Genomic DNA, 26,011 nt, shown 5'->3' on the forward strand with positions numbered 1-26,011 from the left:
GGCAAACTGATGGAATAAAAATTCATGTGAATGAGTGGATGGAATTTTATTGCCATCAACCTCAAATAAGGAAAGCATCATTCATGCGGTGCGCCCTACGATCGCCGCACTCGGACACAACCCTAAAGGCCCTCCCATGTGCGGCATCGTCGGCGCAGCCTCCCATCGCAACATCGTTCCCGTCCTCGTGCAGGGCCTGCAGCGGCTGGAATACCGCGGCTACGACTCCTGCGGCGTGGCCGTCCACGCCAACGGCCTGACCCGCACCCGCACGACCTCGCGCGTCGCCGACCTAGTGGCGCAGGTGCGCGACGACCATGTCGAGGGCCTGACCGGCATCGCCCACACGCGCTGGGCTACGCATGGCGCGCCGGCCGTGCACAACGCCCATCCGCACTTCAGCTACGGCCCCGGCGAAGGGCCGGACAGCGCCCGGCCGCCGCGCGTGGCGCTGGTGCACAACGGCATCATCGAGAACCACGAGGCGCTGCGTGCGTCGCTGCAGGGGCGCGGCTATGTGTTTACGAGCCAGACCGATACCGAGGTCATCGCCCACCTGATCGACAGCCATTACGACGGCGATCTGTTCGAGGCGGTCAAGGCGGCGGTGCAACAGCTGCACGGCGCCTACGCCATCGCCGCGATCTGCCGCGACGAGCCGCACCGCGTGGTCGGCGCGCGCGCCGGCTCGCCGCTGATCGTCGGCCTGGGCGCCGACGGCACCGAGCGATTCCTGGCCAGCGATGCGATGGCGCTGGCCGGCGTGACCGACCAGATCGTCTACCTGGAGGAGGGCGACGTGGTCGACCTGCAGCCGGGCAAGCACTGGATCGTCGACCGCGCCCACAAGCCGGTGAGCCGCACGGTGCGCACCGTGCAGGCGCACAGTGGTGCCGCCGAGCTCGGGCCCTACCGCCACTACATGCAGAAGGAAATCTTCGAGCAGCCGCGCGCCATCGCCGACACGCTCGAGGGCGTGCAAGGCATCGTGCCCGAGCTGTTCGACGGCGTCGGCCAGGACGGGGCCACAGGCGCCAGCGCGCACCGCGTCTTCCAGGCCATCGACAAGGTGCTGATCCTCGCCTGCGGCACCAGCTACTACAGCGGCTGCGCGGCCAAGTACTGGCTGGAGGGCATCGCGAAGATCCCGACGCAGGTCGAGATCGCCAGCGAATACCGCTACCGCGACTCGGTGCCCGACCCGAAGACGCTGGTCGTCACCATCACGCAGTCGGGCGAAACGGCCGACACGCTGGCCGCCCTGAAGCATGCGCGTTCGCTCGGCATGGAGCAGACGCTGACCATCTGCAACGTCGCCACCAGCGCGATGGTGCGCGAATGCAAGCTCGCCTACATCACGCGCGCCGGCGTGGAGATCGGCGTGGCGTCGACCAAGGCCTTCACGACGCAGTTGGCCGGCCTGTTCCTGCTGACGTTGGCGCTGGCACAAGCCAAGGGCCGCCTGAGCGACGAGGCCGAAGCCGGCTACCTGAAGGCGATGCGCCATCTCCCGGTCGCGCTGCAGTCGGTGCTCGCGCTCGAGCCGCAGATCATCGGCTGGGCCGAGGACTTCGCACGCAAGGAAAACGCGCTCTTCCTCGGCCGCGGGCTGCACTATCCGATCGCCCTCGAAGGCGCGCTGAAGCTCAAGGAAGTGACCTACATCCACGCCGAGGCCTACGCCGCCGGCGAGCTCAAGCACGGGCCGCTGGCGCTGGTGACCGCCGAGATGCCGGTGGTGGCCGTGGCGCCGAACGACGCGCTGCTCGAGAAGCTCAAGAGCAACCTGCAGGAAGTGCGCGCGCGCGGCGGCGTGCTCTACGTGCTGGCCGACGGCGACACGCACATCGAGAACAGCGAAGGCATTCACGTCATCCGCATGCCCGAACACTACGGCGCGCTGTCGCCGCTGCTGCACGTGGTGCCGCTGCAACTGCTGGCCTACCACACGGCCTGCGCACGCGGCACCGACGTCGACAAGCCGCGCAATCTGGCCAAGAGTGTCACCGTAGAGTAAAAAAGCGTCCGGGCTGCGGCATACTTTCGACCCCTCAACGCACCAGCGAGCAGCCCACGGAATGGAAAAGGAAGTCGACCCCCAGGTCCTCAAGATCATCGATGAAAAGCGTCTGTCGGGCCCACGGCTGACGCCGGTCGAGATCGTCGCGAAGATGGGGGTGTTCGACGCGCGGGACAAGCCCTTCGAATACGCCTGGCTCGCCACTGGCGATATCGTCATCGCCACCATCTGGGCCGAGTACCTCAGCGTGGGAGCCGGCGGGCGCTGGTTCATGCTCGAGTCGCTAGACACGCAGCGCCGCGCTGGCGGCGGTGCGCGCAACGCCAACCAGACGCAGCGCGCCAAGGACCGGCTCGAACTGCTGAAGAAGACCTTCGACGCGGGGCAGGGCTTCCGCGCCGTGCTGCAGACCAACCGCATCGCGATCGCCGAGGTCGAAAGCAGCAAGAACTCCAAGGTGTCGACCCGTGTGCGGGACGACGACGAATGGCATGTGGCCGCGTGGGAGCCCGACCGCCAGTTCGCGGTGCTGGTCCGCGGGCCGCGCGGCTGGATGCCGACCGATGCCGAACTGCTGGCCGCCCGGGTGCGCGGCAGCATGCCGAACGACGGTGAGGCGGCAGCGTCGATGTCCGGAACAGCATCGCCGGACGAGGTCCATGCAGCGGCGATGCTCTACGTGACGAGGCATTTCAACGGCTACGGCTACAAGACCGAATCGGTGACCGGCCAGGGCCTGGGCTACGACCTCGACGTGCTCGACAAGAAGGGTGTGACGCTGCTGAAGGTCGCCGTCAAGGGCACCTCCAGCGCGGTGACCAAGTTCGGTCTGTCGGACGACGAGCGCAAGGGCTCGACCCGCGAGCCGCTCTGGCGCATGCTGGTGGTGTCGGACGCGCTGACGGCATCGCCGACGCACAAAATCTACAAGCCGACCGAAGTGACGAACGCCTCTGGTTTCGAGGCCTGAGACGGCCCCGTTACAGGTTCAGATCACAATCCGTGACAAACTGCAAGGCGTCTAGCCTCTAGGCCAATCGGTGGATGTTCTTCCCTCCCGATTGCGCCCTACGATCCCTCTCATGTCTTCTCCTCACCCCGATACGTCCGAATTCGCCGCGTTGCTCGACTTCGTGGCAACCGGTGGCCGCGCGCGGGAACAGCTCAAGCCGACGCAAAGCGCCGAGCAGCTGGCTGCGCAGATGCTCGCACCACGCGCAAAGGCGATGACCACTGCGCTGGTGACCATCGCCAAGGCCGTGCTCGGCCGGCCTCACTGAGGCCCGCTGGCCGCCGGCAGTGGCGGCCAGGCCCGCGTCAGCGGGCGGGCGCAGGGATCGGCGTGACGGTTTCGCGAATCACACCGCCGCCCAGCACGCTGCCGTCGGTCGCCGACATCCCCGTGCCCTTCACGCGCGCCTCGCAGGCGGCACGGTCGGCCATCGGCTGCAGCTCGCAGCGCGCGAGCGCGTTCTGGTCGTAGGTCGTCGGTGACGCACTGGTCAAGCCATTGCGTTGCGCCTCTTGCTTGGCTGCGCCGCGTTCGCGCAAGCATGCTGCGCGGTCCTGCAGCACGCCGTCACAGGGCAGGCTCGTGGACGCGGCGCTGCCGGGTGCGGCACCTTGTGCAAAAACGGCGGGTGCGCTGGCGAAGGTGCCTGCGGCACACAGGGCGAGGCCGAGGGTGCGGATCGAACGGATCATGGGAATACTCCTGGAGCAGATGAAGCGCCTGATCGTCGATAGCCGCTTCTCGCGTCGCGCTGCCGTCGTCGTAGGCTTGAAGCGTCACGATCACGGCTCCTGCGGCGCGCGGGTGCGGGACACCGCAGCGACATGCCTGCCCGCCCGCCGTCAATCGGTGTGGGACAGGTCTTTCAAGCGGCGCGTGGGGTGTCGCCCCAACCCGCCCCAACCCGCCTCATCCCGCCTCAACCCGCCCAAGCCCGTCTAACCCGCTGCGATCCGCTGTGCCAGATGCGCCAGCGCCTCGTCCACCTGGTCGACCAGGATGAGCGACAGGTCACCCGGCTGCAGGCGTTCGAGCGCACGGTCGATGGCGATGAACTCGCCGCGGATCTCCTCGATGTGCCGGGTGCGCCGCGCGCCCTGCAGGCCCTGACGCAGCAGCGCCATCACCTCGCCGTCGGCACGGCCGCGCTGGGCCGCGTCCTGGTAGAGGATCACGTCGTCGAAGGCCTCGCCGAGGATGGCCGTCTGGTCGCGGATGTCGCAGTCGCGCCGGTCGCCCGCACCGCTGATCACGACCGAACGCCGCTGTGCCGGCAGGGTGTCGACGGCGGCCACCAGCGCCTTCATCGCATCGGTGTTGTGCCCGTAGTCGGCGATCACGGTCGCGCCGCGGTATTCCATCATGTTGAAGCGACCCGGCACGCCCGCTGCGTCGTTCTTGAAGCTGGAGAGCCCGCTGCGGATCGTGTCCCAGTCCAGCCCCACGGCCCAGGCCGCCGCGGTGGCGGCCATCACGTTCTCGACCTGGAAGGGCAGCGTGCCGTTGCGGGTGATCGGCACGTCGCGCAGCGGCACGCGCTCGCGCCACGAGCCTTCGGCGGCGATCAGCGCGTCGCGGTCGATGTAGACGGTCCGCTTGCCTTGCGCGCGGTGCGTGGCCATCACCGGGTGCTGGCGGTCGGCGGTGAAGAAGACGACGTGGCCGGGGCAGGTGGCGGCCATCGCCGCGACGTTCGGGTCGGCGGCGTTGAGCACCGCGTAGCCATGGTCGGCCACGTTGCGCACGATCACGCGCTTGAGCACCGCGAGGTCTTCGACGGTGGTGATGTAGTTCAGCCCCAGGTGGTCGCCGCTGCCGAGGTTGGTGACGACCGCGACCTGGCAGCGGTCGAAACCCAGGCCCTCGCGCAGCACGCCGCCGCGCGCCACCTCGAACACCGCCGCATCCACCTCGGGGTGCAGCAGCACGTTGCGTGCGCTCTTGGGGCCGCTGCAGTCGCCGCTGTCGGTCTGGCGGCCGTCGACCCACACGCCGTCGGTGTTGGTCATGCCGGTGCGCAGGCCGCTGGAGGCGAGGAGGTGGTTGATGAGCCGCGCCGTCGTCGTCTTGCCGTTGGTGCCGGTGACCGCCACGACCGGGATGCGGCCGTCGTCGCCGTGCGCATACAGCGTGTCCATCACCGCTTCGCCGACCGCGCGACCGCGGCCGAAGGAGGGCGAGATGTGCATGCGCAGGCCGGGTGCGGCGTTGACCTCCACCACGCCGCCGTGCTGCTCTTCCAGCGGGCGCAGCACGTTCTCGCAGACCATGTCGACGCCGCAGATGTGCAGGCCGACCATCTGCGCCGCGTCGACCGCGCGCGCAGCCACCTCGGGGTGCACGGTGTCGGTCACGTCGGTGGCCGTGCCGCCGGTCGACAGGTTGGCGTTGTTGCGCAGCACCACGCGCTGGCCGCGCGCGGGCACGCTGTCGGGCGTGAGGCCCTGCGCTTCGAGCCGGCCAACGGCGATGGCGTCGAGCCGGATCTTGGTGAGCGAGGTGGCGTGCCCCTCGCCGCGTCGCGGGTCGAGGTTGACCGTGTCGACCAGCTGGCGAACCGTGCTCGTGCCGTCGCCGATCACCTGCGGCGGGTCGCGGCGGGCCGCGGCGACCAGCCGGTCGCCCACCACCAGCAGGCGGTAGTCGAAGCCCGGCAGGAATTTCTCGACCATCACTTCGCCATACGTCGCGGCCGAATCGAAGGCGGCGTTCAATTGCTCGCGCGTCACGATGTTGACCGTCACGCCCTTGCCCTGGTTGCCGTCCTGCGGCTTCACCACCACCGGCAGGCCGATCTCCATGGCCGCGGCCCAGGCGTCGTCGGCGTCGCTCACCGGCCGGCCCAGCGGCACCGGCACGCCGGCGGCGTTGAGCAACTGCTTGGTGAGTTCCTTGTCCTGCGCGATGGCCTCGGCCACGCCGCTGGTGCTGTCGACCTCGGCCGCCTGGATGCGACGCTGGCGCGAGCCCCAGCCGAACTGCACCAGGCTGCCGCGCGTGAGGCGGCGGTACGGAATGCCGCGCGCCACGGCCGCGTCGACGATCGAGCCGGTACTGGGGCCGAGGCGTTCGGATTCGTCCAGGTCGCGCAGTTCGGCGATGGCCGCCTGGGCGTCGAAGGCGCCGTCGTTCAAGGCCGCGCCGATCAGCTCGGTCGCCAGTGCGACCGCGCGGCGGCCGACCGCCTCTTCGCAGTACTGCACCACGACCTGGTAGACGCCGTCTTCCAGCGTGCGGGTGGTGCGCCCGAAAATCACGCTGCAGCCGCCTTGCGATTGCAGCGCCAGCGCGGCGTTCTCCAGCACATGCGCGAGCGACAGTGGCTGGCCGAGCACCATCGGGTGCAGCTCGCCGATGGTCGGGAACAGCGCCCGCAGGCGCGTCTCGAAGCCGGGCAACTGCTCGATGGCGTTCTCGGCGCCGTCGCAGGCCACGACGGCCTCGATGGCCGTGTGGCGGCTCCAGAGATTGGGCCCGCGCAGGGCGCGGATGCGGTTAACTTCCATGCTATTGGCTCCCCCCCGATGGCGTAAACGCCCTCCCCCCCAAGGGGGCGCAGCGAGCGGCCCGGCAAAGCCGGTCCCGCGGCTGCCCACGAACGGAGGCGCCAAGGGTCAGAGAATTCATGCGTTGAGTTGGCGAGATGGATGAGGTTGGCTCTGCGACAGCTGCAGCGACGCGAGCGCCGCCTGCAGGTCAGCCTCGAAGGCCTCCGCGCCGGCGCCGATCAGGTTGAGCGGAATGCCCAGCGCCCAGCCCGCGGCCACGGCGGCGAGCAGCACGTCGAGGCTCACGCCAGGGTGCGTGGCGCGCCACACGGTGAGCCGGCCCAGGCCGGGCAGGAAGGACTCGCTGCTGCCGTTGGCCAGCACGACGCGGTCCTGCCGCACGAGCACGGCCTTGCCACCGGCGGCCTGGTGGGTCGTCAGCGCGGGGGCGCCGGCGTCCGACGCATACAGGACGACCGTGCCGTCGCACAACGGCGCCAGGCCCGCCACGCGCGGGTCGGCAGCGTTGAGCACGGCGGTGCCTTCGGGCAGTACCACGTCGACCTGCGTGCGCAGCACCTTCACCATCTGGTCGCTCTCGGCGATGTCGAACTCGGCCAGCGCTTCGAAGCCCTCCAGGTCGGTCACGATGCCGACCTGGCAGCGGTCGTAGGCCAGCCCGTCGCGCAGGATCGAGGCGGCACCGTTCTCGATGACCACCGCCTCGACCGCGCGGTTGACCAGCAGCCGGTGGCCGGCCTCCCAGGTGGCGCTGGGACGCGCGTCGACGCGGCGGCGCTCGAGGAACAGGCCGTCGCCGCAGGCCAGGCCGGTGTGGCGCCCGCCCAGGCCGGTGAGCCACGCGACCAGGCGCGCCAGCACGGCGGTGTCGCGTGAACCGGCCACGCCCACGACGGGAATGCGGCCGGCCGGGCCGTCGTCGTCGGCCAGCGGGAACAGGTGGTCGCAGATGGCACGGCCCACCGGGCGGGGCGAACCCACGGCCGGCTTCAGGTGCATCAGCAGGCCCGGGCCGGCGTTGACTTCGACGATGGCACCGCGCTGCGCCGCCAGTGGCCGCGAGATGTCCTGGGCCACCAGGTCGATGCCGGCGATGTCGAGGCCGACGATGCGGGCCGCGAGCACGGCGGCGTGGGCCACTTCGGGGTGGACCTGGTCGGTGCAGTCGACGCTGAGGTTGCCGTTGCGCTGGATCGTCACCACCTGGCCCTTGGCCGGCACCGAGGCGCCGTCGAGGCTCTGGCGCTTCAGCTCCAGCTGCAGCTTGGCGTCGGTCGCGAGGTCGATCACGTCGAGCGGAAATTCTTCTTCCGCGCCGCGCCGCGGGTCGCTGTTGAGCTGGCTGTCGATCAGCGCTGCGACGCTCGAGGTGCCGTCGCCGGTCACGGTGATGATGTCGCCGCGTGCGGCCGCGACCACCTGGCCGCCGACCACCAGCAGGCGGTGCTCGTGGCCGCGCACGAAGCGCTCGACCATCACGTCGCTGCCTTCGGGTTCGGCCACGGCGAAGGCGGCCATCACCTCGTCGCGTGTCGTCAGTTCGAGGGAGACGCCACGGCCGTGGTTGGCGTCCGACGGCTTCACGACCACCGGCAGGCCGATGTCCTCGGCGGCGCCCCAGGCTTCTTCCGCGCTCTCGACCACCTGGCCTTCGGGCACCGGCACGCCGCAGCTCTGCAGCAGCGACTTGGTCAGCTCCTTGTCGCTGGCGATCGATTCGCCGATGGCGCTGGTGTGGTCGGTCTCGGCCGTCCAGATGCGCTGCTGCGCGGCACCGTAGCCCAGCTGGACGAGGTTGCCGCTGTTCAGGCGCATGTGCGGGATGCCGCGGTCGGCCGCCGCGCCGACGATGCAGGCAGTGCTCGGGCCGAGGTAGCAGTCCTCGACCTTGGCCTTGACGGCATCGACCGCGCGCTGGACATCGGCGGCGTCGAAAGGCGTGTCGTTGATCGCGGCCATCAGCAGGCGGTGGCCCTCGGCCAGCGCGGCGCGCGCCACCTGCTCGTCGCGTGCGCGGAACACCATCCGGTAGACGGCGTGCTTCGAGGTGCTGCGGGTTTGCCCGAAGCCGGTCGGCATGCCCGCCAGGTTGAGCAGTTCGATCACGACGTGCTCCAGCACATGGCCGGCCCAGGTGCCCTCGTTCAGCCGCTGGATGAAGCCGCCGCGCTCGCCCACGCCGCAGTGGTGCTCGATCAGCGCCGGCAGCAGGGTCGTCAGGCGGTCGGTGAAGCCGGGAATCAGGTTGGACGGGAAGTCTTCCAGCGCGCCGAGGTCGAGCCAGACTTCGAGTACCGGGCGGTAGGTCCAAAGGTTGGGGCCGCGCAGATAGCGCGTTCGCAGCAGGCGGATGTCGTCGAAACGGGTCATGGAAACGTTCGTGGTGCTGGGGTCGAGCGCCCGCGCGCCTTCAGGCGCGCCCATGGCGATGGATCAGAATCGGCGCCCGGCAGGCGCCTTCAGGCAGCCCGCGGCGGGTCCCAGACACAGAAACACAATGCAACATCACGATCCAGTCGGTACCCCGGAGGGCGAAGCGGGAACGGCTCCAGGCGCGCTGAAAAGCCGGCTGATAGCCGCCGAGAACGTTCTGGCAACACTTGCGGTTGACCTCGACGGCGAACTTCAGTTTGCGCAGGGCCTGCTGGCCCTCACCGACCGGCGGCTGCTCGACCAAGGACCAGAGGGTGTGTGGCGTGAGTGGGCGCTCGCCCCAGAGCTCCAGTTGCAGTTGGCTGACCACGCCGGCGTCGGCACGCTCGACCTGTTGGGGCCGCAGGGCCGGCTCGCGCGCTGGCGCTTCACGCTGGCGCAGCAACCGGCCGCGTTGCGCCTGCTCAAGCTGTTCGACCAGCGCATCGCCGGCGCGGCCAGCCCGGCGCCGATCGATGGCGACGAACTGGCCGGCGCCGAGCCCGAACTGCAGGCGCCGCCTTCGACCTGGGTGCTGCTGCGCCTCGGCCGCTTCGCCAGGCCGTACCGCAAGCAGCTCCTCGCCGGTTTCCTGCTCACGCTCGCCTCGACCGCCGCCACGCTGGTGCCGCCGTACCTGACGATCCCGCTGATGGACGACATCCTGATCCCTTTTCAGAACGGGCAGCAGATCCCGGTCGGCAAGGTCGTGATGTTCCTGGCTGCGTTGCTGGCGGCTGCGCTCACCGGCTGGGGGCTGGGCTGGGCGCGCACCTACCTGCTCGCGCTGGTGTCCGAGCGCATCGGCGCCGACCTGCGCACCACCACCTACGAGCACCTGCTGACGCTGCCGCTGGACTATTTCGGCGGCAAGCGCACCGGCGACCTGATGTCGCGCATCGGCTCCGAGACCGACCGCATCAACGTGTTCCTGTCGCTGCATGCGCTCGACTTCCTGACCGACGTCCTGATGATCGTGATGACGGCCGTCATCCTCGTCTCCATCAACCCGTTGCTGGCGGTCGTCACGCTGGTGCCGCTGCCTTTCATCGCCTGGATGATCCATGTGGTGCGCGATCGGCTGCGCACCGGCTTCGAGAAGATCGACCGCGTGTGGAGCGAGGTGACCAACGTGCTGGCCGACACCATCCCCGGCATTCGCGTGGTGAAGGCCTTCGCGCAGGAGAAGCGCGAGGCCGACCGCTTCCACGCCGCCAACGCCTACAACCTGCAGGTCAACGACAAGCTCAACAAGACCTGGTCGCTGTTCACGCCCAGCGTATCGCTGCTCACCGAGATCGGCCTCTTGGTGGTGTGGGGCTTCGGCATCTGGCAGGTGGCGCGCGGCCGCATCACCGTGGGGGTGCTGACGGCCTTCATCGCCTACATCGGCCGCTTCTACACGCGGCTCGATTCGATGAGCCGAATCGTGTCGGTCACGCAGAAGGCCGCGGCCGGCGCCAAGCGCATCTTCGACATCCTTGACCATGTGAGCAACGTGCCCGAGCCCGTGAATCCGGTGAAGGTCGGGCGGGTGTCGGGCCGCATCGAGATGAAGGACGTGGGCTTCCGTTACGGCTCGCGCGCCGTTATCCGTGATCTCGATCTGGTCATCGAACCTGGCGAGATGATCGGGCTGGTCGGCCACAGCGGCTCGGGCAAGAGCACGCTGGTCAACCTGATCTGCCGCTTCTACGACGTGACCGACGGCGCGATCCTGGTCGACGGCACCGACATCCGCCGCTTTGCCGTGGCCGACTACCGGCGCCACGTGGGGCTGGTGCTGCAGGAGCCCTTCCTCTTCTTCGGCACCATCGCGCAGAACATCGCGTACGGCAAGCCGGATGCGACGCGCGAGGAGATCGTCGCGGCCGCGCGCGCCGCGCATGCGCACGACTTCATCCTGCGCCTCGCGCATGGCTACGACTCACTGGTGGGCGAGCGCGGCCAGGGGCTGTCGGGCGGCGAGCGCCAGCGCATCAGCATCGCGCGCGCACTGCTGATCGACCCGCGCATCCTGATCCTCGACGAGGCCACGTCGGCCGTCGACACCGAGACCGAGAAGGAGATCCAGAAGGCGCTCGACAACCTCGTGAAGGGTCGCACCACCATCGCCATCGCCCACCGCCTGTCGACGCTGCGCAAGGCCGACCGCCTGGTCGTGATGGACCGCGGCGAGATCGTCGAGGTCGGCCCGCATGACGCGCTGATGGCGAAGGAGGGCGCGTACTGGCGGCTCTACCAGGCGCAGCTGCGGCAAGCCGATGAAGAAGCGAGCGACGGCGCGGTGGCCGAGCGCACCGGCGTCGCGGTCGCCCTGAGCAACCATGCGGCGCATCCCGCAGGAGACGCGTGATGCCGATCGACTTTCAACTCGAACGCGACGCCTTCGGTCGCCTGGTCCTGATCGACGCGCAAGGCCAGCGCCACGAAGGCATCGTGCCGGTGCGCGCCTTTCCGCTGAGCGCGCCCGGCGAAGGGCTGTCGCTGGTCGGCGCCGACGGGCGCGAGTGCGTGTGGGTCGACCGCATCGACGCACTGCCCGCGGCGAACCGCGCGCTGCTCGACGCGGAGCTCGCCGCACGCGACTTCGCACCGACGCTCCTGAAGCTGCACAAGGTGTCGAGCTTCGGCGTGCCCAGCACCTGGCAGGTGAGCACCGACCGCGGCGAGACGAGCTTCGTGCTCAAGGCTGAAGAGGACATCCGACGGCTGGAGGGTGGCGCGTTGCTGATCGCCAGCGCGCATGGGGTGCAGTTCCGCATCCCCGACGTGAAGGCGCTGGACCGCCCGTCTCGCAAGCTGCTGGAACGCTTTCTCTAGCTGCGAAACTTGGGCGTCTGATTCAAGCGATCCAAGGAAACGCCCATGCACACCACCGCCCTCGTTCTCTTCTCCGGCGGTCAGGACTCGACCACCTGCCTGGCCGATGCGCTGTCGCGCTACGAGCGCGTCGAGACGCTGGGCTTCGAGTACGGCCAGCGCCACCGCATCGAGATGGACGTGCGTCAGACGGTGCGCACGCAACTGCGCGAGCGCTTCCCCGCGTGGGCGCCGCGGCTCGGCGACGACCATGTGCTGAACGTCGATTCGCTCTCGCAGATCGGCGGCTCGTCCCTCACCGACGAGGTCGCCTTCGCCATGCAGGCCGACGGCCTGCCCAACACCTTCGTGCCGGGGCGCAACCTGCTCTTCCTCACGCTGGCCGGCGCCTTGGCTTACCGCCGCGGGCTGCAGGTGATCGTCACCGGCGTCTGCGAAACTGACTACTCCGGCTACCCCGATTGCCGCGACGACACGATGAAGGCGATGCAGTTGGCGCTCTCGCTCGGCCTCGACCGCCGCCTGGTGATCGAGACGCCGCTGATGTGGATCGACAAGGCGCAGACGTGGGCGATGGCGCACCGGCTCGGCGGCGATGCGCTGGTCGACCTCATCGTCGAGGAGACCCACACCTGCTACCAGGGCGACCGCACGCAGCGGCACGCCTGGGGCTATGGCTGCGGTGCGTGCCCGGCGTGCGAGCTGCGCGCCGCGGGGTGGGCGCGCTACGTCGACGCGACGGTGTAGCGCGCCGCGGCGCCCTCGGTCGACGGCACCAGCGTCCAGCGCTTGTCGTGGAAGGCGCCCACCGAGGCGCGGTGCGCGATCGACACCATGGCGCCGCCCGCGGCCTTCACATCGGCCGAAAGCCGGCGGTAGAGCGTTTCCTCGGCGGCCGTGTCGAGCGCGCTGGTCGCTTCGTCGGCGAACAGCCAGCGCGGCTTGCGCAGCAGCACGCGCGCGATCGCCAGGCGCTGTTGCTCGCCGCCCGAAAGCTTCTGGCTCCAAGTGTCGGTGTCGTCGAGCCGATCGGCCAGTGCCGGCAGCAGCGCGTCGTCGAGGGCGGCCTTCAGCTGCGCATCGTCGTAATCCGCGGCCGGGCGCGGGTACGCCAGCGCATCGCGCAGCCGCCCGTCCGGCACATAGGGCCGCTGCGGAATGAACATCGCATCTTCGGGCAGTGCGACGCTCCCGCGCGCGAAGGGCCAGATGCCCGCGAAGGTGCGGAACAGCGTCGACTTGCCACTGCCCGACGGGCCCTGCAGCAGCACGGTGTCGCCGGGCGCGAGCGTGAGTGCCGCGTGCTGCATCAGCAGCGTGCCGTCGGGCAGGGCGACGTCGAGTTCGGTCGCGCTCAGGCCGTCCGTTGCACCGATCTCGCGCGACAGCGCCGGCGACGCATCGGCATGGGCCCGCATCGCGGCATCGAAGGTGGTCAGCCGGTCGGCGGTGGCGCGCCAGACGGCCACGCGGTCGTAGTTGTCGACGAACCAGCTGAGCGAATCCTGCACGCGGCCGAAGGCCGAGTTCACCTGCATCAGCTGGCCCAGCTGGATGGCGCCGCTGAAGAAGCGCGGCGCCTGAACGATGAAGGCGAAGATCACCGACGCCTGGCCGAACGACGCGGTGAACGCCACCAGGTTCTTTTGCGCCTTGATCAGCTGCAGGTAGTTTTTCAGCACGGCCCCGAAGCGCAGGTCGAGCTGCCCGTGCTCGACCTTCTCGCCACGGTCCAGCGCGATCGCTTCGCTGTATTCGCGCACCCGCACCAGGTGATGCCGGAAGTCGGCTTCGTAACGCTGCTGCTGGAAGTTCAACCCGATCAGCGGCCGGCCGATCAGGTGCGTGATGGCGGTGCCGACGGCGCAGTAGATCAATGCGATCCACACCATCGATCCCGGGATCGTGAACGCATGGCCACCCAGCGTGAAGCTGGCTGTGCCGCTCTGCGTCCAGAGGATGCCGATGAAGCTGACGAGCGTGACCACCGCGTTGAGCAGTCCCATCGACAGCGTCATCGTGTAGTCGGTGAACATCTGCATGTCCTCCTGGATGCGCTGGTCGGGGTTGTCCGGCGTCGGCGCATCACCGCCGGACGTCGCGTAGCGCGCGAGCTCCAGCCGGTAAAAGGTGTGGTCGGCCATCCAGCGGCCGAGGTAGTTGCGCGTCATCCAAGCGCGCCAGCGCATCTGCAGGATCTGCGTGAGATAGAACTTCAGGATGGCGATCACGATGAAGCCGGCAGCGATCCAGCAGAACACGCCGATCTCGCGCCAGAAGACCGCCTGGTCCTTGTTCTGCAGCGCGTCGTAGAAGCGCCCGAACCACTGGTTGTTGAGCACCAGCATGTAGACCGCCAGCAGATTCAGCACGACGATGGTCGCGAGCATGAGCCGCGCCATCCATTTTTCCTCGGCGCTGAAGTACGGTGCGGCGAGCTTTCCGATGCGGCGCAGGGTGTCGAGGAGGGAGGTGGATCGCGCGGGTTCGGACATCGGCATGCAGTCATCGTGGGCGCCCTGGGGCGCGATGCGCACATCCTAGCGTCGCGCCGCGCTGACTCGCTGAGGCGAGGCTTAAGCCGCCGCCCGATGTCGTTCAGGGGTTGCTGATCCCGCTGGACACGTGGCCCGAAGGCACGTGCCGTGCGGCAGCGTCGACGTGGCCGGTCTGGTCGTCGAAGAAGAAGTCGGGCTCGAACTCGCGCAGGAATTCGCCCTTGGGCAGGCCGCCCAGGAACATCGCCTCGTCGACGCGCACGTTCCAGTTCATCAGCGTGCGGATGGCGCGCTCGTGGGCCGGTGCGCTGCGTGCCGTGACGAGCGCGGTGCGGATGCGCATCGACGCATTGCCCGCCATCTGCAGCCGATGCAGCGCGGCGAGCAATGGCTTGAAGGGACCTTCGGGAAGCGGCAACTGGGCCTTGCTCGATTCGTGCAGTTGGAAGGCGTCGAGCCCCTCGGCCTGGAACACACGCTCGGCCTCGTCGCTGAACAGCACCGCGTCGCCGTCGAAGGCGATGCGCACTTCATTCGGGAAGGCATCGCTGGCCTTCACCGATTCGACCAGCACGCGCGCGGCGGGAAAGCCGGCATGCAGCGCCTCGCGCACGTCCTCGGCGTTGACGGAGAGAAAGAGATGCGCGCGCAGCGGCCGAAGGTAGCCGAAGGGCGCACGCCCTTGCGTGAACACGCCGCGCTGCAGCTTGATGCCGGCGGCGGTGCTGGAGCGGAAGATGCGCATGCCCGACACCGGATCGTTGCGCGAGAGGATCACGACCTCGACGCGCTGCACGCCGTCGTCGTTGAAGCGAAGCAGCTTCTGCACCAACGAGTACGCGATGCCCGGTTGCGCCGGCACGTCGAGCCGCTCGTACTGCAGCCGCATGTAGCCGTCGGGGTCGCCGGACTCGAAGAGGCGGTTCTCTTCTTCGAGGTTGAACAGTGCCCTCGAGGAGATCGCCACCACCAGCTTGTCGTCGAGCGTTGCGGCCATGGCTACTTCACGAACTGGTTGAGCTGGATGATCGGCATCAGCACGGCGAGCACGATCAGCATCACCACACCGCCCATGCCGACGATCAGCAGCGGCTCGAGGATGGTGGCCAGGTGCATCGCGCGGCGCTGCACCTCGGCGCCCAGTTGCGTGGCCGCGCGCTGGAGCATCAGCGGCAGCGTGCCGGTCTGTTCGCCCAGGCGCGCGAACATCGAGACGATGCCGGGGAAGCGCTTCTTCTGCGCGAGGGCCGAGGCCAGCGGCGCGCCTTCGCGAACCAGCACCAGCGCGTCGAGCGCATCGGCGCGCATGGCGCGGTTGCCCAGCGTTTCGGCAGCCGCCTGCAACGCGCGCAGGATCGGAACGCCGGCGGTCGCCAGCATCGCGAGCGTGCTGGCGAAGCGCGCCGCGTTGTAGCCGCGCGCCAGCTTGCCCACCAGCGGCAGTGTGAGCCAGGCGGCGTCGAACTTCTCGCGGAAAGCGGGCCGCGCCAGTGCGGTGCGCAGCGCCACCACGCCGACCACGATGGCGACGAGCATCGCCCAGCCGTAGTTGCGCACGAAGTCGCTGATGGCCAGCATCGCGACGGTGAGGAAGGGCAGCGCACGCTTGGTGCCGGCGAACACGTTGGCCACCTGCGGCACCACGTAGCTCACCAGGAAGATCACGATGACGATCGCCACCAGTGTGACGATGGCTGGGTACAGCGCCGCGCCGACCAGCTTCTGCTGCAGCGCCTGGCGCTCTTCCAGGTCGTCAGCCAGACGTTCGAGCACCAGGCCGAGGTTGCCACTGTGCTCGCCGGCGCCGATCACGGCGGTGTAGATGGGCGAGAACTCGCGCGGGTGCTGCGCCAGCGCGCGCGCGAAGGGCGAGCCGGCGTTGACTTCCGCGCGCAGCGACGCGACCAGGTTGCGCTGGTTCTCGCGCTCGGCCTCGTCAGTCAGGGCTGTCAGCGCGCGCTCCAGCGGCAGACCGGACGACACGAGCCCGGCGATCTGCCGCGTCCACACCGCGAGCTCGGTGGTGCTGAAGACGCGCCCGCCGCCGATGAAGCGGCGCCATCCGCCGCTTTCCTTGCGCTGCGCGGCGGCATTGCCGACGACCGTGACTTCCAGAGGAATGAGCTTCTGCGCGCGCAGCATGCCTCGCGCCGTGCGCGCGGTCTCGGCCTCGAGCACGCCCCTGCGCGGGTTGCCCTGGTCGTCGATTGCCTCGAAGGAATAGGCGGGCACGTCAGTCTCGGGTCACGCGCATCAGCTCGGCGCGCGAGGTGACGCCGGCTTGCACCAGGCGCTCTCCGTCTTCGCGCATCGAGCGCAGGCCGCCGCGTTCGGCCGCCACGAAGATCTGGCTCTCGGGTGCGCGGCTGTGGATCAGCGACTGCACCGTGTCATCGGCCACCAGCAGCTCGAAGATGCCCGTGCGGCCCTGGTAGCCGGTGTGGCCGCACGCCTCACAGCCCACCGGCGCGAACTCGCCGTTGTCGGACGGCGCGGCGCAGACCGGGCAGATCTTGCGCACCAGGCGCTGCGCGAGCACGCCCAGCAGCGACGAGCTCAGCAGAAAGGGTTCGACGCCCATGTCGGTCAGCCGTGTCACCGCGCTGACCGCATCGTTGGTGTGCAGCGTGGCCAGCACCAGGTGGCCGGTGAGCGAGGCCTGGATGGCGATCTGCGCGGTCTCGAAGTCGCGGATCTCGCCGATCATGATGATGTCCGGGTCCTGCCGAAGGATCGCGCGCAGGGCCTTGGCGAAGGTGAGCTCGATCTTGGCGTTGACCTGCGTCTGGCCGACACCCGCCAGCTCATACTCGATCGGGTCCTCGACCGTCATGATGTTGCTGCGGCTCGCGTCGAGCCGGGCCAGCGCCGAGTACAGCGTGGTGGTCTTGCCCGAGCCCGTGGGGCCGGTCACCAGGATGATGCCGTGCGGCTGCGAGATCAACGTCTCGAAGCGCGCCAGCGTGTCACCGAGCATGCCCACCGATTCGAGCGTGAGCTTGCTTTCGTTCTTGTCCAGGAGACGCAACACCGCGCGTTCGCCGTGCGCGCTGGGCAGCGTCGACACGCGCACGTCGACCGCGCGGGTGCCGATGCGCAGCGAGATGCGGCCGTCCTGCGGCAGGCGCTTCTCGGCGATGTCGAGGTCAGCCATGATCTTCAGTCGCGAGATCAGCGCGGCATGCAGCGCGCGGTTCGGCTGCACCACTTCGCGCAGCGTGCCGTCGATGCGGAAGCGCACCGACGACGTGCGCTCGTAGGGCTCGATGTGGATGTCGCTGGCGCCGTCGCGCGCCGCCTGCGTCAGCAGCGCATTGAGCATGCGGATGATGGGGGCGTCGCCCGCCGACTCGAGCAAGTCTTCGACCGCGGGCAGCTCCTGCATCATGCGCGACAGGTCGGCCTCGCCCTGCACCTCGCTCACCACCGTGGCGGCGTTCGATTCGCCCTTGGCATAGGCCGCGCTGATGCGCTGCGCCAGCTGGTCGGCCGGCAGCGGTTCGAAGGCCTTGATGGTGAAGCGGCGTGACACCTCGCCCAGCGCGCTGCGCGGCGGCGTGCGAGGCATCCACAACGTGCAACTGCCGTCGTCGGCTTCTTCCAACAGCAGTTGCTGGGCACGCGCAAAGGCGTAGGGCAGGGGGTAGCGCATTGCGGTCGTGGCTTGCGAGACGTGGTCAGGGCAGTTCGCGGCGGCTCGCCGGGTCGGCTGTCGGCGGCAACGTGCCCCGGAGCGGACTCGAGCCGAGCTGCGAACTCGCCGGCGCCAACGGCGGCGGGATCAGCCGCGTGCCTTCGATGCGGCGGTCGCCGTCGCTCGATTCGGGCAGCGGCGGCAGGACCGCCGATTCGTCCACGCCGCGCAGCACGAAACTGTTCTCGGGCTGGGTGGTCTGCTGCATCGTGCGGATCGCATCGTAGCGGTCGACCGCGAATGCATTGGTGCTCTGGCCGTCGCGCATCACGACCGGCCGCAGGAAGACCATCAGGTTGGTCTTCTTGCGACTGCGCACCTCGCTCTTGAACAGGTTGCCGAGGATCGGCACATCACCCAGCAAAGGTACTTTCTCCGTGCCGCCGGAGTACTCGTCCTGCAGCAGACCGCCGAGCATCACGATGCTGCCGTTCTCCACCAGAACGTTCGACTCGATGCTGCGCTTGTTGGTGGTGGGCCCGTTCACGTCGGCCCGCGTGGATTGATCGACGCTCGAGACCTCCTGGAAGATCTGCATCTTGATCGTCCCGTTCTCGTTGATCTGCGGCTTCACGCGTAGCGTCAGGCCCACGTCCTTGCGTTCGACGGTGGTGAAGGGGTTGACGGTCGAGCTGTTGCCGTTGGTGCTGGCGTACTGCCCGGTCACGAAGGGCACGTTCTGGCCGATGATGATCTTCGCTTCTTCGTTGTCCAGCGTGAGCAGGTTGGGCGTCGACAGCACGTTGCCTTCGCCGTTGCTCTGCAATGCCCGTGCCACCAGGCCCAGCACGTTGCCACCGGCGATCGTGGTGCCCAGGCCGATGTTGAAGCCGCTCGACGGCTGCTGCGCCACACCGGTGCTCGAGGTGGCCGAGCTCAGGTTGAAGATGTTGGCGCCGGCCAGGCTGGAGTTGGTGCCCACGGCCCCGGTGGCGCCGATGGCGGTCTGCCACTGGATGCCGAACTCGGCGGCCTTGTTGGCGTTGACCTCGATGATCAGGCTCTCGACCATGACCTGGGCCCGCCGGCCATCGAGGCGATCGATCACGGCGCGAAGCTGGCGGTACTGGGGCTCCGACGCGGTGATGATCAACGAGTTGGTGGTGGGGTCTGCCTGGATCTGGCCACCGGTGGAGGGCTGATTGTTGTTGTTCAGCGGCGCCGTGGCGGCGCTGCTGAGCCCGCCGCCCAATCCCTGCTGATTCTGGTTGAGGCTGGTGGGCTGCTGCTGGGCGGCTCCCGTGGTGGCGAAGGCATTGGCCCCACCCGCGGTGTTGCCGGCGCCGCCGCGTGCGTCGCTCGACATGGCCGCGCGCAGCGTCGTGGCGAGCTTCACCGCATCGGCATTCTTCAGATAGACGACGTAGATGTTGCCGGCGTCGCCGTTGCTGCCCTGCTCGGGCGCCCGGTCGAGCTTGGCGACCAGCGTGCGCACCAGCTGCGCACGTGCCGGGTTGGCGGCACGCAGGATCAGCGAGTTGCTGCGCGGGTCGGCTAGCAGCGTGGTGCGGAAGGTGGCGTCGACGGTGCCGGGCGCGCCAGCGGCCGGGCCGGTGCTGCTGCCGCCTTCGATCAGCCGCGTCACCAGCGGCACCATGTCGGTAGCGATCGAGTTTTTCAGCGGGATGACCTCGATGTCCGACGCGTTCGGCACGTCGAGCGCGGCCACGATGCGCGCCAGGCGACGCATGTTCTCGGCGTAGTCGGTGATCACCAGCGAGTTGTTGCCGGGGTTCACGTTGATGGTGTTGTTCGGCGCGATCAGCGGGCGCAGCACCGGCAGCAGGTTGTTGGCGGCCTCGTAGTTGAGCTTGAAGACCTGCGTCACGATCTGGTTGCCGCTCAGGTTGGCGGCGGCGCCGATCGAGGTGGTCACGGCGCTGCTCTGCAGCTTGGCGTCGGCTTCCGGCACGATCTTGTAGAGCCCGTCGGCCTGCACCACCGCGAAGCCCTGCAGGCGCAGTGCGGCGGCGAACTGGTTGAAGGCCGCGGCGGGCGCGATGGCGCGGTCGGTCTGCAGGTTGATCGTGCCCTTGACGCGCGGGTCGACCACCACGTCGCGGCCGGTGATCACGGCCATGGTGCGCGCCACCGATTCGATCTCGGCGTTGTTGAAGTTCAGCGTGATTGGTTCGCCGCGGCGCGGTGCGCCGTCCTGCGCGAAGGCCGGTGCGATGCCGGTCGTCAGCAGCAGCTGCGCTGCCAGGGCGACGAGGCCCATGCGCGTGCCGAAGGAGGGGAATGGCTTCATGGTCAACCCAGTGTGATGAGCGAGCGCGCCCCTTGGCGCCGCCCGATGATGTTCAACAAGTTCGACAAGGCGTCTTCGCGGCCCGTGGCCGCACTGGCCTCGCCGTCGAAGCGCATGGCGCGGCCGTTCCAGCGGCCGCTGCCGTTGAGCTGCAGGCTGCCTTCGCGCGTGGTCAGCAGCAGGGTCGGCGTCGGGCCGCCGTCGACGGTGACGCGGTAGCTGCCCATCGGCCGCAGTGTGGAGAGGCTCGACGAGATGTCGGTCGCGTCGAGCGTGGCGCGCCCGGCGACGCCGAGCTGGTCGCCCTTGAATTCCAGGACCAGGCCCTGCGTGGCCAGGTCGAGCGTGCCTTCGGGCTTGAGCGTGTTCCATGGCGCGCCGAAGCCGCTGAGCATTGCGGCCGGCCAGCGGGACGTGCCGTCGCGCCAGTCGAGCTGCGCGCCACCGGCGCCGGGCCGCACCAAGAGGCGAAGCGGCTGCGGCGCGCAACAGGGCAGGCGCAGCGTAGCGTCGAGCGCCCCCCAGCGTGGTCGCAGCGTCCAGTCGAGCAGGCCGGGCAGCGAGATGGATTCGGCACCGCTGGCGCCGCTGGAGAACACCACGCCGGCCGTGCCGCTCCAGACGGTCCCGCGTGCGTTGACGAGCTGCAGCTGGTCGCCCGTCGCGCCGGCCAGCGCCGCGGCCAGCCACCGTGCCGGCGCGTATACGGTCAGCGCAGCAGCGCATCCGAGCACCAGGCCGAGCAGCGCCCAACGCCAGCCGTGCGAAACAGGAGATTGCAAAGCGGGGGAGGTGGCCATCGGGTGCTCAGCGCGCCGGCAGGTTCATGACCAGCGTGCCGTCCCAGCGCACCCGGGTGTCGGCGGCAGCGGCTGCGTTCGCTGCCGCCGCGGTGGCGGCGCCGGGTCCGCTCGGGAAGGCGCCGGCCGAGCGACCGGGCACGGGTGCGCCGCCTTGCGTGCGTGTCAGGTGCACCTCGCGCGGCACCGCGCGGGCGTTGCCGCGGGCCTGGGCCAGCCATTGTGCGAGCCCATCGGCCGGCGTGGCGCGCAGTGTGACCAGCACGCCTTCGCCGGCACCTGCACCGGCGACCTGGATCTGGGCGTTCGGCCCCAGGCCCTGGCGCACCGAGGTTTCGAGCGCGCGCAGCGCGTCTTCGCGGTTGGCGCGCGGCTGCGCCTGCAGTGCCTTGGCCTGGAGCTGCAGCGCCGCCATCTGCTGGAGCTGCGCATCGAGTTCGGCGTGGGCGGCCGGCGCGGTCGCCAACGTGCGCAGGGCGGGTGCCAGCGCGACCCACCAGACCAATGCGAGTGTCACCAGCGTGCCGGCGACCATGACCATGCGCTGCTCGCGCGGGGCGAGCTCGGGCCACCACGCCTGCCAACGGGCTTGCAGGGTTTCTATCCAGGTGTTCATCGGGCGGCCTCGGCCTGCACCAGCAGCAGGTCGCCTTCGCTGCGCGCGTTGTAGCCGCGCGAAGCCAGCGTCGTCGACAGCGCATTGGTGTCGGCCATGCCGAGTGCGAGGCCGCGCAGCCGCAGTTGGCCGGCGCTGTAGTCGATGGCGGTGGGCAGCTTGCCGGCCGGCAGGCTGGCGGCCAGGGCCGCGAGCATCGGTTCGAGGTCGGCCGGCGACATGCCGCCGGTGGCCTGTTGAAGGGTGGCGACTTCGCGCGTCATCTGCACCAGCGGTTCGTAGATCTGCACCGACGGAAAGGTCTGCGCGAGGATGCTGCGGATGCTGCCGCGCTTGGCCTCGAGCGCGTTGCGCTCCTTCCAGGCCCACGCGTTCACGCCGATGAGCTGCGCCAGCACCAGCACCAGGGCCCCCCAGCGCGCGGCCCGCCATTGCGGCGCGCGCCACAGGGTCTGCACGATCGCACCGAGCTTCTTGCTGGCACGGGCGCGCCCGGTGGAGGCGAGGTCGAACTGGGCCAGATCCCAGCCGGTGCGCGTGGTTTCGAGCCAGCGCACGGCCGGCTTCACGATCGGTACGGGTCGTCCCAGCAGGCTCTCGGCCAGCTCGGCCACGGCCGGCTCGGCCAGCACATTGGCACCGTCGGGCAGGGCGCCCATCGCCGTCAGGCCGGCGCTGTCGAGCGGCAGCGTGAGCACACCCTGGGTGTCGCAGACGGTGATGAAGGCGTCGTCGGCATCGCCGGTCGCGAACACCATCGGCGGCGCACCGGGCGGTTGCGGGGCGAATTCGGGAACGATGCGCGTGACGCGGCGGCCGGCCGATTCGAGCGACTGCACCGCGCCGCGCACCCAGGCGCGGTTGCAGGCCGCCACCCAGACCGGCTTGCCGACGGCGGCGTCGGGCTCGAGCGCGAAATGCAGGCTGTCGGGCTCGTCGAGCAGGCGGTCTTCGAGCAGCCCGTTGAGCACCGCGCGCAGTCGCGCTGCGCTGCTCAGGCTGCCCTGCGGCAACGTGATCTGATGCCACGACAGTGCCGCAGCGGGCAATGCCAGCACCACGTCGTCGCTCGTCGGCAGCAGCGAGGGCAGGGAACTGCCGCGCGATCGGTACTTGCGCCCATCGCTGGACCACATCACCCAGCCGAACTCGCCGCCGGCCGGAACCAGTGGGGGTGGGAGGGTGACGATCAGAAGCGGCATGGAGTCGGTCGGAAGAAAGGGGTCGCCATTGTAGAAGTCGGAGGTGCGAAATCGCTATGGACTTGATAGCGATCCAGGCAATCCAGACGCACTTCGGCAGGGTTTTTTAACTTAAAACTGTGTCAGCACGTCCGGGTTCACAATTTGCCGGGAATCTCCGTGGTGCCGGCGCCACGTTCGCGCCAGAGGATGCTCAGGTCGGTGCCGTTGCGCCGCACCAGCGAATGCTCGTCGACCCAGTGGTTTTCCAGCCGCAGGCGCCCGTGGACCTCGAAGAAGGCGGTGCCGACGCCGAGCGCCGTGGTGTCGAGGGGCTTGGTGCCGGTCGCCGGGAAAGCGTCCGCCGTCGACTTGAAATAGCCGCTGGCGCGTTGCAGCACCACGCGCCGTGCACCGGCCAGATCGAGTTCGGGCACCGCCGCGAACAGAGCTTCCCCGCTCGCGGTGTTGACGTTGAGCGTGGTCTTGACCGGGAGCACGGTGGCGTAAGGTGCCAGCGCGGCGGCCGTGCTCGGCGAGACGCCGAGCCAGACGATCTGCGCAAGCTGCTGCGGAATCAGCGGTGCCGTGCTGTCGTCGGTCGGCGCGGCGGCCGAGACGCCGCGGGCTGCCGCCGGGTCGACCGGCGCCGGCTTGGCACGCTGCAAGGCGCTGGTCATGACCGAGACCTCTTGCGTCGGCAAGCCCAGCAGCTCGAACAGTTTGGTGAACGACGCCACCGCCGCGGGCACCGGCTTGCCGTTGTCCACCAGGTTCATCACGTTGAGCTTGGATTGCGCATCGACGATGCGGCCCGAGAGGAAGGCGTCGGGCAGGCCGTCGAGCTCGTCGGCCGAGACGTTCTTGTCGCCGGCCAGGAAGCTCGTCAGCCGCGCTTCCTCGAGCGGAACCGCCCACGGCTCGCTCAGGTTGTCGGTGCCGCTGGTCGCGCTGCCCGACCGCCCGTCTTCCCGCAGGATCAGCCGTGACCAGTCGAGCGCGCCGATCAGCACCCAGGCGGCCTGCACGCGGGCGCGCTCGGCCGCTTCGATTTCGGTCGCGCGCCACTGCTGCCACAGCGCACCCGCCGCGAAAGTCGCGACCAGCGTGACCGTGAGCATCGCAGCCAGCAGGGCAGCGCCGGCCTGGCGGGGTGGGCGCGGGCGGTGCGCGAGGTGCGTGCGCATGCTCATGACTTGGGCACCGCAGCGGTCGGCCGCACCCAGTCGCGCGTCAGCACGCCGGTCAGGCCATTGCCCGGCGGCAGGTTCAGCACCAGGCGGATGCCGTCGGGGATGGCGTTCGCCATGCCTTCGGCATTGACCGCAGGCGTCCAGACGCCGTTGCGGAAGTACGAGAGCTGCCAGCTTTCGAGCGGCATGAGCGTGAGTTCGGCACCGCCCGCGCCGCTGCGGCCGTCCTGTGCCCAGGTGGCGGCGCGTTCCCAGGCCTGTTGCCAGTCGGCGCGCGTCGTGACCTCGGGCGACTGCCAGCGGCGCCATTGCGTGCCGGTGGCCGCATCGGTGCGCAGCGCCCACGCCACCACGACCACCGTGGGCCGGGTGCTGTCGCCGCCGCGGCGGGTGATGCGCAATGCGCTGCCGCTCCAGTCGATCGGCTGCAGCTGCGTGAGCACGATGGTCGCGTCCAGGTCGGTCGCCCACTGCGACAGCGTGGTCTGCAGTGTGAGCACCGCATCGCCGCGCGCCTGCGTGACGGTCTGCGCGCGCGTCATGCCGTCCAGCCCGCGCCAACTCATCATCGCCAGCAACGCCATGGCCGCGATGGCGACCATGAGTTCGATGAGCGTGAAGCCCAGGAGGTGACGACGGCGCATGGTCAGTACCGTCCCACCACCGTGGACACCTGAAGGATCTGCGCATCTGCCGCGTCGCGCACGCGCACGTCGACGCGGCGGAAGTTGGGATTGAGCGTCTGCGTGGTCGACACGGCCACCGTGAAGGCCACGTTGGCCTGCGTGCACACCACGGTGCCGGTGCCGACCGCCGGCATCTGCGTCGAAAGCCGTGCTTTGGTCAGCTCGTTCTCGGCACACAGCTGCGCCAGCATCACGTCGGTCTGCCGCTGGGCGTTGCGGGTGAGGGCCGATGTGGCCTGCGTGCCCGCGGCCAGTGCAATGGCGACGATGGCCAGCGCCACGAGCACCTCGATCAGCGTGAAGCCGGCGGCGCGTCGCGTCATGGCGCAACCACGGCGAAGGGGCGCAGGCCATCGGTGGCGATGCGCAGGGTGCGCACCGGCAGGGTGTCGCTGGTCAGCAGCACTTGCTGCGGCGCGATGATCGGTTCCGGCCCCAGCTGCAGCGCCGGCAGCAGCCGACCGTCGGCCGTCGCCGGCTGGGCGCTGATGCCCTCGGCCAGCCAGTCGCTCGGCAGCGTGCCCGGCGGCAGGCCGTCGAAGACGAAGCCACGCGGGCCCTGCGGCGTCGGTCGCCAGAAAACCACTGTGCCGCTGGTGCGCGACTGGGCGCGGGCCGATTCCAGCAGGGCCGACAGGCGATCCGCCTCGCGGTCGAGCGTCACCTGGCCGGAATCGCGCAAAGCCAGGCCGACGCCGGCCGTGGCCATGGCGATGATGGCGATCACCACCAGCAGTTCGAGCAGCGTGAAGCCGGCGCGACGGCGGCGTGGCGCAGCGCCGACGGGCCCAGGCTGGCGAGTCCGGTTATTGCCAGCTGCCGATGTCGGCATTGTTGCCTTCGCCGCCGGGCTGGCCGTCGGCGCCGAGCGAGAGCACGTCGATCTCGCCCTTGATGCCCGGGTTGAGGTACTGGTAGGGGCGTCCCCACGGATCGTTCGGCAGCTTTTCGACGTAGGGCTTCCAGTTGGGGGCGGCCGGGCCGGAGGTCGGCCGTGCGAGCAGCGCCTGCAGACCCTGCTCCGCCGTCGGGTAGCGCTGGTTGTCGAGCCGGTAGAGCTTCAGCGCCTGCATCAGGTTGTTGACGTCGGTCTTGGCGGCGGTGGCGCGCGCGTCGTCGGCGCGGCCGATCACGTTGGGCACGATCAACGCGGCCAGCACGCCGATGATGACGAGCACCACCATCAGTTCGATGAGCGTGAAGCCGCGTTGCAAGGCGCGTGCGAAGGGGCGGCGGAAGGATGGCATGGGCAAGGGGTGGCGGTCGTCGACTGACATGGGGTTGTCGCCTTTGGCGGCGTTGCGTGCATGATAATC

General features: G+C 69.4%; 22 protein-coding genes. 6 read left to right on the forward strand and 16 right to left on the reverse strand.

From position 1 onward, the window contains the following. Positions 1 to 136 precede the first annotated feature (136 nt). The 3 genes from glmS (at position 137) to ACSFA0_RS05370 (ending at position 3,300) form a co-directional block, all read left to right on the forward strand. Entirely contained in the window at positions 137 to 2,017 is a 1,881-nt protein-coding gene (glmS, locus tag ACSFA0_RS05360) for a glutamine--fructose-6-phosphate transaminase (isomerizing) (protein ID WP_435449185.1), read from the forward strand. A 61-nt stretch (positions 2,018 to 2,078) separates the two neighbouring features. After that, positions 2,079 to 2,990, forward strand: coding sequence for a protein NO VEIN domain-containing protein (locus ACSFA0_RS05365; protein ID WP_435449186.1), 912 nt, complete (start codon positions 2,079 to 2,081; stop codon positions 2,988 to 2,990). Between the two features lie 112 nt (positions 2,991 to 3,102). Beyond that, positions 3,103 to 3,300, forward strand: coding sequence for a hypothetical protein (locus ACSFA0_RS05370; RefSeq protein WP_435449187.1), 198 nt, complete (start codon positions 3,103 to 3,105; stop codon positions 3,298 to 3,300). 37 nt (positions 3,301 to 3,337) lie between these two features. On the opposite strand, the gene ACSFA0_RS05375 is transcribed toward ACSFA0_RS05370, so the two are convergent. The 3 genes from ACSFA0_RS05375 to ACSFA0_RS05385 all read right to left on the reverse strand — a co-directional run bounded on the left by ACSFA0_RS05375 (position 3,338) and on the right by ACSFA0_RS05385 (position 8,911). After that, positions 3,338 to 3,724, reverse strand: a complete 387-nt coding sequence (locus ACSFA0_RS05375) for a hypothetical protein (protein WP_435449188.1) — start codon at positions 3,722 to 3,724, stop codon at positions 3,338 to 3,340. A 246-nt stretch (positions 3,725 to 3,970) separates the two neighbouring features. Continuing rightward, positions 3,971 to 6,538 (reverse strand): cyanophycin synthetase, encoded by a 2,568-nt coding sequence (cphA, locus tag ACSFA0_RS05380; protein WP_435449189.1) that lies wholly within the window; start codon positions 6,536 to 6,538, stop codon positions 3,971 to 3,973. Positions 6,539 to 6,655: 117 nt separating this feature from the next. Further along, on the reverse strand, positions 6,656 to 8,911 hold the full coding sequence (locus ACSFA0_RS05385; RefSeq protein WP_435449190.1) for a cyanophycin synthetase: 2,256 nt from the start codon (positions 8,909 to 8,911) through the stop codon (positions 6,656 to 6,658). Between the two features lie 127 nt (positions 8,912 to 9,038). Between ACSFA0_RS05385 and ACSFA0_RS05395 the strand changes: the two genes are divergently transcribed. From ACSFA0_RS05395 to queC, 3 genes are read left to right on the forward strand one after another with little or no spacing between them, the layout of a single operon-like run. Beyond that, complete coding sequence (locus tag ACSFA0_RS05395; RefSeq protein ID WP_475539779.1) at positions 9,039 to 11,309, forward strand: cyanophycin metabolism-associated ABC transporter; 2,271 nt, start codon at positions 9,039 to 9,041, stop codon at positions 11,307 to 11,309. Then, positions 11,309 to 11,776 carry a cyanophycin metabolism-associated DUF1854 family protein gene (locus tag ACSFA0_RS05400; RefSeq protein WP_435449193.1) on the forward strand — a complete coding sequence of 156 codons (468 nt, stop codon included), beginning with the start codon at positions 11,309 to 11,311 and terminating at the stop codon, positions 11,774 to 11,776. Before ACSFA0_RS05395 ends, ACSFA0_RS05400 begins: the two co-directional genes overlap by 1 nt. A 45-nt stretch (positions 11,777 to 11,821) precedes the next feature. Continuing rightward, positions 11,822 to 12,523, forward strand: a complete 702-nt coding sequence (gene queC / locus ACSFA0_RS05405) for a 7-cyano-7-deazaguanine synthase QueC (RefSeq protein WP_435449194.1) — start codon at positions 11,822 to 11,824, stop codon at positions 12,521 to 12,523. Here the strand turns inward: queC and ACSFA0_RS05410 are convergent. From ACSFA0_RS05410 to gspG, 13 genes are all read right to left on the reverse strand, one after another. Beyond that, entirely contained in the window at positions 12,502 to 14,277 is a 1,776-nt protein-coding gene (locus tag ACSFA0_RS05410; protein ID WP_435449195.1) for an ABC transporter ATP-binding protein/permease, read from the reverse strand. The genes queC and ACSFA0_RS05410 overlap by 22 nt on opposite strands. Before the next feature lie 97 nt (positions 14,278 to 14,374). Continuing rightward, a complete protein-coding gene (locus ACSFA0_RS05415; protein ID WP_435449196.1) occupies positions 14,375 to 15,271 on the reverse strand; it encodes a 5'-nucleotidase in 897 nt (298 codons plus the stop codon). A gap of 2 nt (positions 15,272 to 15,273) precedes the next feature. Beyond that, positions 15,274 to 16,506, reverse strand: coding sequence for a type II secretion system inner membrane protein GspF (gene gspF, locus ACSFA0_RS05420; RefSeq protein ID WP_435449197.1), 1,233 nt, complete (start codon positions 16,504 to 16,506; stop codon positions 15,274 to 15,276). Between the two features lies 1 nt (position 16,507). After that, a complete protein-coding gene (gspE, locus tag ACSFA0_RS05425; protein WP_435449198.1) occupies positions 16,508 to 17,926 on the reverse strand; it encodes a type II secretion system ATPase GspE in 1,419 nt (472 codons plus the stop codon). Positions 17,927 to 17,951: 25 nt separating this feature from the next. Further along, positions 17,952 to 20,219 carry a type II secretion system secretin GspD gene (gene gspD, locus ACSFA0_RS05430; protein WP_435449199.1) on the reverse strand — a complete coding sequence of 756 codons (2,268 nt, stop codon included), beginning with the start codon at positions 20,217 to 20,219 and terminating at the stop codon, positions 17,952 to 17,954. A 2-nt stretch (positions 20,220 to 20,221) separates the two neighbouring features. Further along, entirely contained in the window at positions 20,222 to 21,019 is a 798-nt protein-coding gene (gspN, locus tag ACSFA0_RS05435; RefSeq protein WP_435449200.1) for a type II secretion system protein N, read from the reverse strand. A 7-nt stretch (positions 21,020 to 21,026) separates the two neighbouring features. Next, positions 21,027 to 21,635, reverse strand: coding sequence for a type II secretion system protein GspM (gspM, locus tag ACSFA0_RS05440; RefSeq protein WP_435449201.1), 609 nt, complete (start codon positions 21,633 to 21,635; stop codon positions 21,027 to 21,029). Then, a complete protein-coding gene (gspL, locus tag ACSFA0_RS05445) occupies positions 21,632 to 22,837 on the reverse strand; it encodes a type II secretion system protein GspL (RefSeq protein ID WP_435449202.1) in 1,206 nt (401 codons plus the stop codon). Before gspL ends, gspM begins: the two co-directional genes overlap by 4 nt. Positions 22,838 to 22,974: 137 nt before the next feature. Then, positions 22,975 to 24,009, reverse strand: a complete 1,035-nt coding sequence (gspK, locus tag ACSFA0_RS05450) for a type II secretion system minor pseudopilin GspK (protein WP_435449203.1) — start codon at positions 24,007 to 24,009, stop codon at positions 22,975 to 22,977. Continuing rightward, positions 24,006 to 24,653 carry a PulJ/GspJ family protein gene (locus ACSFA0_RS05455; RefSeq protein WP_435449204.1) on the reverse strand — a complete coding sequence of 216 codons (648 nt, stop codon included), beginning with the start codon at positions 24,651 to 24,653 and terminating at the stop codon, positions 24,006 to 24,008. The genes gspK and ACSFA0_RS05455 overlap by 4 nt, the downstream gene beginning before the upstream one ends. A gap of 2 nt (positions 24,654 to 24,655) precedes the next feature. Continuing rightward, entirely contained in the window at positions 24,656 to 25,018 is a 363-nt protein-coding gene (gene gspI, locus ACSFA0_RS05460; RefSeq protein ID WP_435449205.1) for a type II secretion system minor pseudopilin GspI, read from the reverse strand. Continuing rightward, on the reverse strand, positions 25,015 to 25,527 hold the full coding sequence (locus tag ACSFA0_RS05465; RefSeq protein ID WP_435449206.1) for a prepilin-type N-terminal cleavage/methylation domain-containing protein: 513 nt from the start codon (positions 25,525 to 25,527) through the stop codon (positions 25,015 to 25,017). The genes gspI and ACSFA0_RS05465 overlap by 4 nt, the downstream gene beginning before the upstream one ends. After that, the gene (gene gspG, locus ACSFA0_RS05470; protein WP_435450899.1) at positions 25,502 to 25,942 is read right to left on the reverse strand and encodes a type II secretion system major pseudopilin GspG; all 441 of its coding nucleotides are present in this window, start codon (positions 25,940 to 25,942) and stop codon (positions 25,502 to 25,504) included. The genes ACSFA0_RS05465 and gspG overlap by 26 nt, the downstream gene beginning before the upstream one ends. Between the last annotated feature and the right edge of the window lie 69 nt (positions 25,943 to 26,011).

Source organism: Variovorax restrictus (assembly GCF_051216715.1).
Classification (GTDB): domain Bacteria; phylum Pseudomonadota; class Gammaproteobacteria; order Burkholderiales; family Burkholderiaceae_C; genus Variovorax.

Excerpts from the sequence above, each read along its gene's own strand:
- glmS (WP_435449185.1), top strand. The coding sequence starts at position 137 with ATGTGCGGCATCGTCGGCGCAGCCTCCCATCGCAACATCGTTCCCGTC.
- ACSFA0_RS05365 (WP_435449186.1), top strand. The coding sequence starts at position 2,079 with ATGGAAAAGGAAGTCGACCCCCAGGTCCTCAAGATCATCGATGAAAAG.
- ACSFA0_RS05370 (WP_435449187.1), top strand. The coding sequence starts at position 3,103 with ATGTCTTCTCCTCACCCCGATACGTCCGAATTCGCCGCGTTGCTCGAC.
- ACSFA0_RS05375 (WP_435449188.1), bottom strand. The coding sequence starts at position 3,724 with ATGATCCGTTCGATCCGCACCCTCGGCCTCGCCCTGTGTGCCGCAGGC.
- cphA (WP_435449189.1), bottom strand. The coding sequence starts at position 6,538 with ATGGAAGTTAACCGCATCCGCGCCCTGCGCGGGCCCAATCTCTGGAGC.
- ACSFA0_RS05385 (WP_435449190.1), bottom strand. The coding sequence starts at position 8,911 with ATGACCCGTTTCGACGACATCCGCCTGCTGCGAACGCGCTATCTGCGC.
- ACSFA0_RS05395 (WP_475539779.1), top strand. The coding sequence starts at position 9,039 with ATGCAACATCACGATCCAGTCGGTACCCCGGAGGGCGAAGCGGGAACG.
- ACSFA0_RS05400 (WP_435449193.1), top strand. The coding sequence starts at position 11,309 with ATGCCGATCGACTTTCAACTCGAACGCGACGCCTTCGGTCGCCTGGTC.
- queC (WP_435449194.1), top strand. The coding sequence starts at position 11,822 with ATGCACACCACCGCCCTCGTTCTCTTCTCCGGCGGTCAGGACTCGACC.
- ACSFA0_RS05410 (WP_435449195.1), bottom strand. The coding sequence starts at position 14,277 with ATGCCGATGTCCGAACCCGCGCGATCCACCTCCCTCCTCGACACCCTG.
- ACSFA0_RS05415 (WP_435449196.1), bottom strand. The coding sequence starts at position 15,271 with ATGGCCGCAACGCTCGACGACAAGCTGGTGGTGGCGATCTCCTCGAGG.
- gspE (WP_435449198.1), bottom strand. The coding sequence starts at position 17,926 with ATGCGCTACCCCCTGCCCTACGCCTTTGCGCGTGCCCAGCAACTGCTG.
- gspD (WP_435449199.1), bottom strand. The coding sequence starts at position 20,219 with ATGAAGCCATTCCCCTCCTTCGGCACGCGCATGGGCCTCGTCGCCCTG.
- gspN (WP_435449200.1), bottom strand. The coding sequence starts at position 21,019 with ATGGCCACCTCCCCCGCTTTGCAATCTCCTGTTTCGCACGGCTGGCGT.
- gspM (WP_435449201.1), bottom strand. The coding sequence starts at position 21,635 with ATGAACACCTGGATAGAAACCCTGCAAGCCCGTTGGCAGGCGTGGTGG.
- gspL (WP_435449202.1), bottom strand. The coding sequence starts at position 22,837 with ATGCCGCTTCTGATCGTCACCCTCCCACCCCCACTGGTTCCGGCCGGC.
- gspK (WP_435449203.1), bottom strand. The coding sequence starts at position 24,009 with ATGAGCATGCGCACGCACCTCGCGCACCGCCCGCGCCCACCCCGCCAG.
- ACSFA0_RS05455 (WP_435449204.1), bottom strand. The coding sequence starts at position 24,653 with ATGCGCCGTCGTCACCTCCTGGGCTTCACGCTCATCGAACTCATGGTC.
- gspI (WP_435449205.1), bottom strand. The coding sequence starts at position 25,018 with ATGACGCGACGCGCCGCCGGCTTCACGCTGATCGAGGTGCTCGTGGCG.
- ACSFA0_RS05465 (WP_435449206.1), bottom strand. The coding sequence starts at position 25,527 with ATGCCGACATCGGCAGCTGGCAATAACCGGACTCGCCAGCCTGGGCCC.
- gspG (WP_435450899.1), bottom strand. The coding sequence starts at position 25,942 with ATGCCATCCTTCCGCCGCCCCTTCGCACGCGCCTTGCAACGCGGCTTC.